This window comes from Bradyrhizobium jicamae (genome assembly GCF_001440395.1).
In the GTDB taxonomy this organism is placed as follows: Bacteria; Pseudomonadota; Alphaproteobacteria; order Rhizobiales; family Xanthobacteraceae; genus Bradyrhizobium; species Bradyrhizobium jicamae.
The window spans coordinates 18,042-30,376 of sequence record NZ_LLXZ01000062.1; the positions used below are offsets into that span (position 1 = coordinate 18,042).

Here is a 12,335-nt window from a genome sequence, read left to right on the forward strand (position 1 = left end):
TGGACGACCCTACTCCGCCATCTCCGCCGGCGTCGAGGGGCCGGCCAGCGGACGCTCCTCCATCGCAAGGATGCAAACCGCAGCACAGGCGAGCAGCGCTGTGGCGGCGCCGAAGACATAGCGGAACGCGGTGATCATGTCGGCGACAGGAATGGCATTCGCCGGTCCGCGATGCTCGCCGATCGAGATGCCTGCGCCCAGCGACATCAGCAGGATCGCGCTGAAGGCAGCGACCGCGAACGACGACATCAGGGCGCGGAAGAAATTCATCGCACCCGTCACGGTGCCGATCTGCGGACGCGCCACCGAGTTCTGCAGCGAGACCACGCTGACCGGGAAAGTCGTGCCGAGCCCGAGCGCAAACAGCGACAGGACGATCAGCAAGCCCCACAGCGGCAGCGTCGTCACGGTCAGCACCATGCCGAAGGTGGTCGACACCAACGTTCCGGCGATCGCAACGCGCTTGTAGTGCCTGGCGCGCGCCATGGTCCGCCCGGCGATCGCCGCGCCACAGGTGGAGATCGCAGCGAGCGGGATCAGTGCCAGTCCCGCCTCGCTGGCCGTGAGATGGTAGACGACCTCGTAATAGAGCGGCAGATGTACGGTCAGCCCGGTGATGGCGCCCAGCGCACAGGCGCCGGCCACGATGGCATAAGGCACCACCGACCCACCGAGCAGCGACAGCGGCAGGAACGGCTCCTCGGCGTTGCGCGCGTGCCAGACAAAGGCGAACGCCAGCGCGACCGACGCGCCGATCATCGCCATGATCGCAGGCGACAGCCAGGCGTAGCGGTTGCCGCCCCAGGTCAGCACCAGCATGACCACGACGGCGGCGGCCATCAGCAGCAGTCCGCCGAGCCAGTCGACCTTGCGGCGGCGGTGGAACACCGGGATCTTGCCCATCTTGGGCAACAGCAGGAACAGCGCACCGACGGCGAGCGGCACGTTGATCCAGAAGATCATCGACCAGTGAAGATGCTCGGCGAACACGCCGCCGAGCACAGGGCCCAACAGGCCCGCCGTCATCCAGACGCCGCTGAAATAGGCCTGGTATTTGCCGCGCTCGCGCGGTGAGACCACGTCGGAAATCACGGTCTGCACCACCGGCATGATGCCGCCGCCGCCGAGCCCCTGCAGGCCGCGCGCGAGAATGAGCACCGTCATGTTCGGTGCCACCGCGCACAGGATCGAGCCGGCGGTGAACAAGACAAGCGAAACCGTGATCATGACGCGGCGGCCGTAGATGTCGCTCAGCGTGCCGAACACGGGGGCTACCGCGGTGGAGGCCAAAAGATAGGCCGTGATCACCCAGGACAGGCTGCTGACGTCATTGAACTGGCGGCCGATGGTCGGCAGCGCCGTCGCCACGATGGTCTGGTCGAGGGCGGCCAGGAACATCGTCAGCAACAGGCTCATCAGGATGGTGCGGACCTCGTCCTGGCTCAGCGGCGCAGGCGGCGCGAGCGGCGGCGCATCGCTGACATCCATGACCTCGGTCGTGATGTGCGAAAGCTCTTGGCCAATATCCTCAGGCAATGTCGTCGGGTCGGCGGGCTCGCGGCCCAGCCGCTGGTGCTGGTTCATGTCGGACGTAATATTCTTCTGCGCGGCCAAACCCGCCGAGATGGAATCGCCATATGCGAGGCACTCTAGAGGGCAAACTTCTCTCGCGGCAGACATGTGCGCGCATGGGAGCATCCCGCGCAGGGACCATCGCGTTTCCGTGAAGGGTTCAGGGATTTACGCTCAGGCTTTCGGCCGCTTCTTCAGCCGCGCCCGCTTCGGCAACAGCGCCGGCCATTGCACGATGTGATCTTCCAGATCTTCATCGGGGATCTCGTCCTCGGTGCCCTGCACCCTCCCGCGCACAGAAACGCCGGCTTCGTGCACGGTATTGGGATCGCCGGAAATCAGCGGGTGCCACCAGTAGAGATCGCGCCCCTCGGCGACCAGCTTGTAACCGCAGCTCGGCGGCAGCCAGTTCAGGGTGCGGACGTTCTCGGGCGTCAGGCGGACGCAATCGGGAACCTTGTCGGAACGGTTCGGGTAGTCCTTGCAGGCGCATAGCCCGGAATCGAGCAATTTGCAGGAAACGTGGGTGAAATAGATCTTCCCGGTGTCCTCGTCCTCGAGCTTCTCCAGGCAGCAGCGCGCGCAGCCGTCGCACAGGCTTTCCCATTCGGCGTTGGACATCTCCTCCAACGTCTTGGTTTTCCAGAAGAATCCCTCTTGGGTCGAGGGTCGCTTGGGCGGCGCGGTCATGAAGTCGGTTGGTTTCCGGGTCGGGTTCGGCTGTGGCACATCTAGTGGGTCCGGAGACCAGCGCGCAAGCCGGCCGGCAACAGGGGCAAAAAAGCTGGGACGGCGTTAGGGCTGACCACCAAAATGGTGAGCGGGAGCATTGGTTTATGGTCCCCGCTCGGATAGAACAAATGTGAGTCCCCAAGGCGCGAGAGCGAGCCGTAAAAGCGCCTTGGGTTTGCCGCAACATGAAAGCAAGACGTCTCGACAGCGCCCGGACCGGGTGCGTGAGCGTTTCGAACGACCAAGGGTCCCGGTGCGCCAGATCGTACCTCCGCATGTGAAGCAGAAGATCCGGAACTTCTTTCTGGATCTGGACGCGCGTATCGACTCGACGCTGTTCTCGTCGGGCAAGGGCCTGCGCGAGCTGTACGAGCGTTACTCCACCTTCATGGACCGCTTCTATGTCGGCCGCTGGAAGCGCTGGGTCTTCATCGAGCCGTTTTCGGAAGCGGCCACCCTGGGCCTCGCCGGCCTAATCGTGATGCTGGCGCTGGCGATCCCGGCGTTTCGCGAAACCTCCGACGACGACTGGCTGAAGAAATCCGATCTGGCGGTGTCGTTTCTCGACCGTTACGGCAATCCGATCGGCAGCCGCGGCATCAAGCACAACGATTCGATCCCGCTGGAAGATTTTCCGGACAACCTGATCAAGGCGACGCTCGCCACCGAGGACCGCCGCTTCTACGACCATTTCGGCATCGACATCCCCGGCACCGCGCGCGCGCTCGTCACCAACGCGCAGGCCGGCGGCGTGCGCCAGGGCGGTTCGTCGATCACGCAGCAATTGGCGAAGAACCTGTTCCTCAGCAACGAGCGCACCATCGAGCGCAAGGTGAAGGAAGCATTCCTGGCGATCTGGCTCGAGACGCGCCTGACCAAGAATGAAATCCTGAAACTCTATCTCGACCGCGCCTATATGGGCGGCGGCACCTTCGGCGTCGACGGCGCGGCGCATTTCTACTTCAACAAGTCGGCGCGCGACGTCAATCTCGCGGAGTCGGCCATGCTGGCCGGCCTGTTCAAGGCGCCGACCAAATACGCCCCGCACATCAACCTGCCCGCCGCCCGCGCCCGCGCCAACATCGTGCTCGACAACCTCGTCGATGCCGGCTTCATGACCGAGGGACAGGTGTTCGGTGCCCGGCGCAATCCGGCGATGGCCGTCGACCGGCGCGACGAAAACTCACCGAACTATTACCTCGACTACGCCTTCGAAGAGATGCGCAAGCTGGTCGACACCTTCCCGAAATCCTATACCGAGCGCGTCTTCGTGGTCCGCGCCGCGATCGACATGACCGTGCAACGCGCCGCCGAGGAAACGGTCGAAAACCAGCTCCGCCAGTTCGGCCGCGACTACCACGCGACCCAGGCTTCCGTCGTGGTCGCCGATCTCGACGGCGGCGTCCGTGCCATGGTTGGCGGCCGCGACTACGGCGCAAGCCAGTTCAACCGCGCGACCGACGCCTACCGGCAGCCCGGTTCGTCGTTCAAGCCCTATGTCTATGCCACGGCTCTGATGAACGGCTACAGTCCGACCTCGAAAGTGGTCGACGGGCCGGTCTGCATCGGCAACTGGTGCCCTCAGAATTATGGCCACAACTATTCCGGCTCGGTGACGCTGACGCAGGCGATCACCCGCTCGATCAACGTCGTGCCGGTCAAGCTCTCGATTGCGCTCGGCGGCAAGACGCCCAATCCGGCCAAGGCCGGCCGTGCCAAGATCACCGAAGTGGCGAGAAAGTTTGGCCTCACCGCGCCGCTGCCGGATACGCCGTCGATGCCGATCGGCTCGGACGAAGTCACCGTGCTCGAACACGCGGTCGCCTATGCGACCTTCCCGAACAGGGGCAAGTCGGCGAAACCTCACGCGGTGCTGGAAGTGCGCACCGGCGCCGGCGACCTGGTCTGGCGCTTCGACCGCGACGGCAAAAAGCCGGTGCAGGCCATCCCCGCCTCCGTCGCCGCCGACATGTCGGAAATGATGAGCCATGTCGTCAGCGAAGGCACCGCCCGCCGCGCCGCGATCGATGGCATCCCGACCGCGGGCAAGACCGGCACCACCAACGCCTACCGCGACGCCTGGTTCGTCGGTTTCACCGGCAACTTCACCTGCGCGGTCTGGTACGGCAACGACGACTATTCGCCGACCAACCGCATGACCGGTGGTTCGCTGCCGGCGCAAACCTGGCACGACATCATGGTCGTTGCGCATCAGGGCGTCGAGGTGAAGGAAATCCCCGGCTTCGGCATGGGCACGAAGCTGCCGCAGCCCGCCCAGTCCGCCAGCGCCGCGGCCAGCGGCGCGGCACGGGTGCTGGATACCAAGCCGGGGCCGCCGCCGGTATTGACCAGGCGCGGCGCGGATATTCTGGTACGCGTCGAAAAGCTGCTCGACGAGGCCGGCAAAGTCGCAGGCAAGACTTCGTCCAACGACCAGAAGCAGCCGGCGAAGCCGGTCAACTCCGGCGCGCTGGCGTTTCCGGAGAATTATATCGCAGCCGCCGGCGACCAGCCTGCACCGGCGCAGCGGAAGAATTAATAGGCATGATGCGGCAGAACCTTAACCGGCTTTCCTCGGAACAGATGCGAAGCGCCTGTGCCGACATGCTCAAGCAGAAAGATGCGCTTCGCCTTTCGGATGAAGCCGGTTCAAGCGGAATCTGATGCCGTGAGATTTCGGAGCACTGGCCCGTGCGGCTGATCTTCATCACCTTGCTGGCGTTGGCGCTTGCCACGGCGGTCGGCCTCGGCTCGACCTACATGACGGCGACGCGCGGCACCGATCTCGGCACGCTCACGATCGGCGCCTGGACGGCGCGGCCGAAGAGCGGCACTTCCGAGGTCGATCCCTATTCGCGCGCCTCGATTGCCCGCAGCGGCGAACTGCCTGTAGGCACCGGCGACGGCATCGCCTTTACGGCCACCACCGACGACAAGAAGAAGCCGCTCGACGGACGCTGCGATGTCGTCGTCAGCGGGGTGACGCCGGCGGCCCGGTTCTGGACGCTGACGCTGTTCGATCGCAAGGGACATCTGGTCGCCAACTCGCTGCAGCGCTACGGCTTCACCAGCCAGGAAATCGTCCGCGGCTCCGACGGCGGGTTCGAGATCCGCGTCGCCGCGCGCTCACGCGCCGGAAACTGGCTGCCGACCGGCGGCATCGAACGCTACGCGCTGATGCTGCGGCTGTACGATACACCGGTGGGCGTTGCGACGCGGACGCAACGGGACGCGCCGATGCCTGCGATCTCCACGGTGAACTGCCCATGATCCGGCTGATGTTCACCATCATTGCGGGCGTGCTGCTGGGCGGCGTGGTGCATCTCGTCAGCGTGCTGGCGCTGCCGCGGATTGCCACCCAGGACGCCTATTCGCGGCTGACGCCGATGACCAAGGAAAACGCCGTCACGGCGCTGCCGCTGGCCGAGCCCAACAACGCGCCGATGCCGTTCATGGACCCGGCCTTTGCGGTCGCGATCTGCCGCTACGACCTCAAGGATGGCCCGCTGAAACTCACCGTACCGGTCAGCCAGGCCTATACCTCGGTGTCGTTCTACACGCGCAACGAGGTCGCCTACTACGCCATCAACGACCGCTCGGCCGGCCGCAAGGTGATCGAACTCGACTTGATGACGGAAGCGCAGCATTCCGAACTGCCGGAGGATGAGGAAGTCACCGCCGCCGACCGGCTGATCATCGATTCCCCGACCGTCACCGGCCTGATCGTGCTGAAGGCGCTGGCGCCGGAGCCCGGCCTGATGCCGCAGGCACAGGCCTCGCTCGCGGCATCGCGTTGCACGATCGAGACCGAGCCGCCGGCCAAGCAACCCGAGCCGGCGCCGCCCGCTCCGGCCCCTGCGCCAGCGCCGAAGGGCAAGCGCTGATCCAGGATTTTACAGGGCTTCAGCCACGACGGCGTCCGGCCGCGCTCTCGCCTGCAGGCGGGACACCGCCTCGGCCAGCGGAACGTCGGCCTGTGAGCCGTCGCGCTCGCGCAAGGTCACCCGGCCTTCCCTCATCTCGCGCCCGCCGACGATAGCCATCACCGGCACCGCCATTTCATGTGCCGCCACGATGCGCCGCGAAAGGGTATCGGCGCCGTCATAGGCGGCGGCCCTGATCCCGGCATTCTCGAACGCTGCCAGCACGTCCGCGCCGTATCCGGCCTGGTCTTTCGAGATCGGCGCAACCGCGACCTGGTCCGGCGACAGCCAGAACGGAAGCACGCCGCCATGGTGCTCGAGCAGGATCGCCAGCATGCGGCCGAGCGATCCGAAGATGGCGTGGTGGATCATCAGGGGCCTGGCGCGGCTGCCGTCGGGGGCGATGTAGGACGCCTCGAGCCGCTGCGGCAGCACGCCGTCGAGTTGCACCGTGCCGCACTGCCAGGATCGTCCCAGCCGATCGCGCAGCGCGAATTCCAGCTTCGGTCCGTAGAACGCGCCTTCGCCGGGATTGATGTGAGGCACGAGGCCGCATTGCCGCGCGGCATCGCCGAGCTTCGCCTCCGACCAGTCCCACGTCGCGTCGTCGCCGGCGCGCACCGCCGGCCGCGTCGCCAGCGCCACCTCGTAGTCGGGAAAACCGAGCTCGCGATAGACCTCGCCCAGCAGGGCGATGAAGCACGCGACTTCGCCCTCCACGTCCTGCTCGCGGCAGAACACATGCGCGTCGTCCTGCTCGAAGGCGCGCGTCCGCATGATGCCGTGGAGCGAACCGGAAGGCTCATTGCGGTGACAGGAGCCGAACTCGGCATAGCGGATCGGAAGCTCCCGCCACGAGCGCAGCCCCTTGTTGAAGATCTGCACGTGGCACGGGCACGACATCGGTTTCAGCGCCATCGCCAGTTCGCCGTCGTCGACCCGGAACATATGCTCGCTGAACTTGTCCCAGTGGCCGCTGCGGCCCCAGAACTCCTTTGGCAGCAGCTGTGGCGTCCGGACCTCGGCATAGCCGGCTCGGCGCATCTTGCTACGGAGATAGTCCTCCAGCACCCGGTAGAGCGCGTAGCCGCGCGGATGCCAGAACACCATGCCCGGCGCATCTTCCTGAAGGTGCCAGAGTTTGAGCTGTACACCGAGATTTCTGTGGTCGAGATCGTCCATGGCTTAAGTTCCTTTGCTGGGAAAAAGCGCGGACGGGACCATCAAAAACCGGAAAAGGCCCCGTCCGTCGCCGGCGGGGCCTTTTCTGGGTGAAGTACGCTTCTCTCTAGCGCGCGCAACCAGCAGGCGATCCGCCGTAAGCGGTCGTGGTGGTGGTCAATGCGGCTGCGCGAAGCATATTCATGCGCCGTATATGGCGGCAAAACGCTCAGGCGTCAACGCCGGCCGCCTGGCGTCGCGGAATATGGATGATGCGCAAGAGCTCAACATTCTGTAGCGGACGGCCCGGCCTGGTGTTGACCGCAACGGCAGTTGTCGTAGTCCACGGGATCATGGCTGTTGAAGATCGTCACGACGTCGCCGTGATTGGCCTTGAGCGCCCGCAAGCGTTCCTGATTTTCGATGCGCATGGCGCGGTCCATGTCGGCGCGGCGCTGAAACATGCCGAGCACCAGCGGCACCCGCGGCGAAGCCTGTATCTGACCATGGAAGAAATAGGCGTCGCCGGCGTGCAGCAGCCATTTGTCGCCGCTCCGCACGGCGATGCCGCAATGACCGAACGTGTGCCCGTGTAGCGGGATCATCAGAATATCGGGCTCACGGTCGCCAAGCGCGCGCACGCCCTTGAAGCCGAACCAGTCCTCGCCGCCCTCGCCGTAGAACGCCCATTGCGGACCATGCTTCCACTGGTCGGTGACGTAGCGGCCCTTCGGCGCAGGCACCGAGCGCGCCACCGCCATGTCGTGCTCGCGGCGATGGACGTGGACCCTGGCGTTCGGGAAATCCGGAATGCCGCCGGCATGATCGCGATCGAGATGCGTCAGCAACAGGTGCCGCACATCGGCGCGCGAATAGCCGAGCGCCTCCACTTGCCGGACCGCGGTCTCGGCCGGGTCGAGCCGCGGCGTCGTCTGCCGCACCCACTTGGGACCTAGCCGCGGCGGGTTGGCGATATCGTCGAGACCGATACCGGTATCGACCAGCGCCAGTCCGTCATTGGTCTCGATCAGCAGGCAATGACAGACCATGCGGGCGCGCTGAAAAATGCTGCCGGTGCCGTTCACCAGACGCCGGCCGATCGGGCACATGGTGCCGGTGTTGAGATGATGGACGCGCATGACGATGTCTCCTCCAGATCAGGCGCCTTGCTTGCCATGTGCCGCATCATAGGTAAAATATCGATATTCGATAGCATCAATAGGAATGACCTATGGATATCCGCGAACTCCGCTATTTCGCCGCCGTATTCAGGGAGCGCAACCTCACAGCGGCGGCCAAGCGCTGCTTCATCTCGCAGCCCTCGATCTCGGCGGCGATCACCAATCTGGAGGCCGAACTCGGCACCGCGCTGTTCATCCGGCACAAGAAGGGCGTGGCGCCGACGGAAGCGGCCGAACGATTCCACACGGTGGCCCGCCGCATCATCGACGAAGCGGACGCCGCGAAAAACCTGTTCCGAAAATCGTCAAAGCGGAATTCACTGACGCTCGGCCTGATGCGCACGCTGGACCGTCCCCGAACCATCGCGCTGCTGAAGCCGCTGACCGGAACGTCCGACATCACGCTCCGCCTCGTCGGCGTCGACGATACCGCGGACGCGCGGATCGTTTCCAAAAATCTGTTGCGCAAAGACGAGCATTTCGTTCCGCTCTGGGTCGAGCGCTACGTTGCGGCGCTGCCGCCATCGCATCCGCTGACGCTGAAGGAACGGCTCCGCACGACGGACCTGGCCGGCGTCTCCATGGTCGATCGCTGTCATTGCGAACAGAGCGAATTCTTCGGCCGTGCCGCATCGGCGTCACGCCAGCCGGCGGCAATAGCCGAGTCGGAAGACTGGGCGATGGCGCTGGTCGCCGCCGGTGTCGGGATTGCCATCGTTCCCGAGGGCGTGGCGCGGGCCAATTCCGATGTCGCCGTGCGCGAGATCGATGTCGACGTGAAGCGCGAAGTCGGCCTCGCCTACAGCGCGGCGCGGCCGCCGTCGGAAGTGCTGCAGAATTTCATCGCGAAGCTGCAGGGCCAGCGTCGCAAAACCGGCCGCGCCAAATCGAAGGCTAGGTAAACCCGGCCAATCGCAACGGCGCTTTGGGACAGTGTGGCTGCCGGATAACCTGCTTGCGCCGATGGAAGTTTGAGCATTGAATTCGCCTTCGATGCCGCCACTACCGCAAGTAGCTTTGCAAGTGCGTCCGTACTGTCGCAGCACGAAATGATGAAGAGACTCGCCCGGGCATGAGGCGCGTGTGATGGCCTCATGCGCAGCCGAACCGGAGGGTACGGCTATTTCGTCCATCTAAATGATCGGCAGTGGCCAAAGCGCGGGCCTCATGCGCCCACCGACCAGCATCGTCGATGGCGCCCAAGGATGGAGAGGAACAATGAGCAGCTGGCTTAGTGAGCGAGAGCAACGTCTTGTCGCAGGCGCGGAGGCGGCATCGGCGCCAACGCCTATTCCCACTCAGATTGTTTCCAACGGCGAGTATCTGCCCCCTCCGCAGAGCGCTGTGCAAAAGAAGGTCGAGGCACGGATCAACGAACTTGCCGACGTGAACGGCAAGCACCTCGGCCTGAGCCGCAGGCAATTCCTGCACACGAGCTGCGGCATGGCGGCGGCATTCCTCGCCATGAACGACGTCTACGGCAATGTTTTCCAGGTTGCGCCAGCGGAGGCGCGAGAGCCTGAAATGATGCTGGCGCGCGCGCAAGGCCTCTCCAGCCAGTTCATCTTCGATGTTCAGACCCATTTCGTGCGCGACGACTTCGATCACAAGGAGCTTTTGGGGCTGGCCGACTTTGCAAGCCAGCACTGGAATCCGAAGATGAAGGAAGAAGGCGTCTCCTCGCTCCACCGCTACAAGTTCCAGAATTATGTAAAAGAGATCTACTACGACAGCGACACCAACGTGGCGCTCCTGAGCGGAGCGCCGTTCGACGATCCGAGCTGGTGGCTTCTTTCCAACGAGCAGATCGTCAAGGCACGCGAACTCATCAACGACTTCGCCGGTTCGCGCCGCCTGCTGGCGCACAGCGTCATCACCCCAAAGCAGCCGGGCTGGATGGAGGAGGTCGACAAGGCGATCGAGGTCTACAAGCCGGATTCCTGGAAGTCCTACACGATCGGCGATCCGCTGGCGCCCTCCAAATTCCCCTGGCGGCTCGACGACGAGCAGGTGATGTATCCGTTCTACGAAAAAGCCGTGAAGGCCGGCATCAACACGCTGTGCATCCACAAGGGGCTGCTGCCGCCCGATTACGAGAAATCGTTCGCCGGCGTGTGGGAATACGCAACCGCGTGGGACATCGGAAAGGCGGCGAAGGACTGGCCGCAGATGAACTTCGTGATCTATCACTCGGCGCTGCGCGCGTTCCTCGAGCTACCGGACAAGGCATGGGCGGAGTTCGAGCAGACCGGCCGCATCCAGTGGGCCACGGATCTCGCGGAAATCCCGCAGAAGTTCGGCGTCACCAATGTCTATGCGGAACTCGGCACGTCGTTTGCCAACTCGGCGGTGGCCCATCCCAAGTTCTGCGCCGCACTGGTCGGCACGTTGATCAAGGGCATGGGGGTTGACCACGTCATGTGGGGTACCGACTCGGTCTGGTACGGCTCACCGCAATGGCAGATCGAGGCGCTGCGCCGCCTCGAAATCCCCGAGGACATGCAGAAGAAATACGGGTTTGCGCCGCTCGGCGACGCCAACAGCGCCACCAAGCAGCAGATCTTCTCGGGCAACGCGCTCAGGTTTTACAAGATCAAGCTCAAGGCGGCCGAAAACACGAGGATGCCAACCTTCTCCGAGGACCGCCTTGCAGCGCTCAAGAACGAGTACGCTCAAGCTGCGAAAGAGCCTTCGAACCTTCGCTACGGCTACGTTCGCGCCGCCTGAGAGCCAGCAGCTGTGACGGCGCAGGTTCGCTAATGAACCGCGCCCTAGCCTTTCACGGTCACGGCCCGCCCGATCACGGGCTGGGCCGCGACCGGCGGATTGGCGGTCTGCGCCGCGAGTTCGCCGATCAGGCGGTCAGCGTCGGCCGCGATGCCGTCGGGCGCGTGGATCACCAGCCGCTCCAGCGCCCAGCGGTATGACGCGATGCGTCGCTCCAGGCATTGCTGCACCCATTGCACGATCAGCGTGTTCTCTTCCATGCGGGCGATCGCATCGGCCTGCTCGGCCGGCGACAGTTCCGATACCATCCTCAGGCTGGCGCTGCGCTTGCGGTCGAGTTCGATGACACGCAAGGCGGAGGCAAAGAACGGCTCGAAGCGCGTGATGTCGTTGCGGACGTCCTCGATGATCTGCTGATAGCGCGAGGTATGCGAACGGTGCGGCTCGTCGATCAGAGCGCGGCCGTAGGTGGTGCGGTCGAACACGACCTTCTGCCGCCATGGCGAGGGCAGCGGCTGGTAGTCACCGAACACGCTCTTCCATGCCGGCCGCGAATGCGGCGGCTCGATCAGGGGATAGGCGAGATCGCGAAGCTGGCGCTCGTTTTCGGTGAGCTGGAAGTGCGAAGGCCTGAGGCCGACGCTTGCAGTGGCCTCGGCGCCGATCCAGCGGTGCATGTCGTCGTTGCGCATGTCGGCTCGGGTGCGGCCGAAATCGCCGCCGCTGCAGCCGCCGAGAACAGCACCTGCGACAAGCAACATGAGGGCCGGGAGTGACCGAAGCCCGGCGGTCCGGATCGGGAGGCACTTCTCCGGCATTGCAAAATTCCGTCGTTCAGGGGCGCCGACGGCGACGGCGACCGGGCGCAGTGCCCTCTTCCGGTCCGCGCCCATCGCCGGTCTCGCCGGCTTTACGCTCGATACGGACAACAGGAAGAATCAGCACGGTTCCTAGGCCATCGCGTGGAGCGCCATCCATAGTTGAGCCCGGCCGTCGCGAAGCCGCATCCGCCGGAAATTCAATGATGGTGCCCATGTTC

11 protein-coding genes are annotated in these 12,335 nt (G+C 64.6%); 5 read left to right on the forward strand and 6 right to left on the reverse strand.

Annotated features, from left to right (window positions below):
- Positions 1 to 9: 9 nt before the first annotated feature.
- Both CQ12_RS10110 and CQ12_RS10115 read right to left on the reverse strand, forming a co-directional pair.
- Positions 10 to 1,584, reverse strand: coding sequence for an MDR family MFS transporter (locus tag CQ12_RS10110; RefSeq protein ID WP_057835189.1), 1,575 nt, complete (start codon positions 1,582 to 1,584; stop codon positions 10 to 12).
- 162 nt (positions 1,585 to 1,746) lie between these two features.
- Complete coding sequence (locus tag CQ12_RS10115; RefSeq protein ID WP_057835157.1) at positions 1,747 to 2,262, reverse strand: YcgN family cysteine cluster protein; 516 nt, start codon at positions 2,260 to 2,262, stop codon at positions 1,747 to 1,749.
- A 295-nt stretch (positions 2,263 to 2,557) separates the two neighbouring features.
- Between CQ12_RS10115 and CQ12_RS10120 the strand changes: the two genes are divergently transcribed.
- The 3 genes from CQ12_RS10120 (at position 2,558) to CQ12_RS10130 (ending at position 6,188) form a co-directional block, all read left to right on the forward strand.
- On the forward strand, positions 2,558 to 4,843 hold the full coding sequence (locus tag CQ12_RS10120; protein WP_057835158.1) for a transglycosylase domain-containing protein: 2,286 nt from the start codon (positions 2,558 to 2,560) through the stop codon (positions 4,841 to 4,843).
- A gap of 152 nt (positions 4,844 to 4,995) precedes the next feature.
- Complete coding sequence (locus tag CQ12_RS10125; protein ID WP_057835159.1) at positions 4,996 to 5,574, forward strand: DUF1214 domain-containing protein; 579 nt, start codon at positions 4,996 to 4,998, stop codon at positions 5,572 to 5,574.
- A complete protein-coding gene (locus tag CQ12_RS10130; RefSeq protein WP_057835160.1) occupies positions 5,571 to 6,188 on the forward strand; it encodes a DUF1254 domain-containing protein in 618 nt (205 codons plus the stop codon). Before CQ12_RS10125 ends, CQ12_RS10130 begins: the two co-directional genes overlap by 4 nt.
- Before the next feature lie 9 nt (positions 6,189 to 6,197).
- On the opposite strand, the gene thrS is transcribed toward CQ12_RS10130, so the two are convergent.
- Both thrS and CQ12_RS10140 read right to left on the reverse strand, forming a co-directional pair.
- Entirely contained in the window at positions 6,198 to 7,409 is a 1,212-nt protein-coding gene (thrS, locus tag CQ12_RS10135; RefSeq protein ID WP_057835161.1) for a threonine--tRNA ligase, read from the reverse strand.
- A gap of 263 nt (positions 7,410 to 7,672) precedes the next feature.
- Entirely contained in the window at positions 7,673 to 8,527 is an 855-nt protein-coding gene (locus CQ12_RS10140) for an MBL fold metallo-hydrolase (RefSeq protein ID WP_057835162.1), read from the reverse strand.
- 92 nt (positions 8,528 to 8,619) lie between these two features.
- Here CQ12_RS10140 and CQ12_RS10145 point away from each other — a divergent pair, with 92 nt between their 5' ends.
- Together CQ12_RS10145 and CQ12_RS10150 are read left to right on the forward strand one after the other, a co-directional pair.
- Positions 8,620 to 9,471 carry a LysR family transcriptional regulator gene (locus tag CQ12_RS10145; protein ID WP_057835163.1) on the forward strand — a complete coding sequence of 284 codons (852 nt, stop codon included), beginning with the start codon at positions 8,620 to 8,622 and terminating at the stop codon, positions 9,469 to 9,471.
- 442 nt (positions 9,472 to 9,913) lie between these two features.
- Complete coding sequence (locus tag CQ12_RS10150) at positions 9,914 to 11,296, forward strand: amidohydrolase family protein (RefSeq protein WP_245309834.1); 1,383 nt, start codon at positions 9,914 to 9,916, stop codon at positions 11,294 to 11,296.
- Between the two features lie 44 nt (positions 11,297 to 11,340).
- Here the strand turns inward: CQ12_RS10150 and CQ12_RS10155 are convergent, their stop codons facing one another.
- Positions 11,341 to 12,114 (reverse strand): hypothetical protein, encoded by a 774-nt coding sequence (locus tag CQ12_RS10155; protein WP_057835164.1) that lies wholly within the window; start codon positions 12,112 to 12,114, stop codon positions 11,341 to 11,343.
- Positions 12,115 to 12,130: 16 nt separating this feature from the next.
- Positions 12,131 to 12,331: a hypothetical protein gene (locus tag CQ12_RS46230; protein WP_082650253.1), complete on the reverse strand. Its 201-nt coding sequence runs from the start codon at positions 12,329 to 12,331 to the stop codon at positions 12,131 to 12,133.
- Positions 12,332 to 12,335: the final 4 nt, after the last annotated feature.

Coding starts and splice junctions, on each gene's coding strand:
- CQ12_RS10110 (WP_057835189.1), bottom strand. CDS start 1,584: ATGAACCAGCACCAGCGGCTGGGCCGCGAGCCCGCCGACCCGACGACA.
- CQ12_RS10115 (WP_057835157.1), bottom strand. CDS start 2,262: ATGACCGCGCCGCCCAAGCGACCCTCGACCCAAGAGGGATTCTTCTGG.
- CQ12_RS10130 (WP_057835160.1), top strand. CDS start 5,571: ATGATCCGGCTGATGTTCACCATCATTGCGGGCGTGCTGCTGGGCGGC.
- thrS (WP_057835161.1), bottom strand. CDS start 7,409: ATGGACGATCTCGACCACAGAAATCTCGGTGTACAGCTCAAACTCTGG.
- CQ12_RS10140 (WP_057835162.1), bottom strand. CDS start 8,527: ATGCGCGTCCATCATCTCAACACCGGCACCATGTGCCCGATCGGCCGG.
- CQ12_RS10145 (WP_057835163.1), top strand. CDS start 8,620: ATGGATATCCGCGAACTCCGCTATTTCGCCGCCGTATTCAGGGAGCGC.
- CQ12_RS10155 (WP_057835164.1), bottom strand. CDS start 12,114: ATGCCGGAGAAGTGCCTCCCGATCCGGACCGCCGGGCTTCGGTCACTC.
- CQ12_RS46230 (WP_082650253.1), bottom strand. CDS start 12,331: ATGGGCACCATCATTGAATTTCCGGCGGATGCGGCTTCGCGACGGCCG.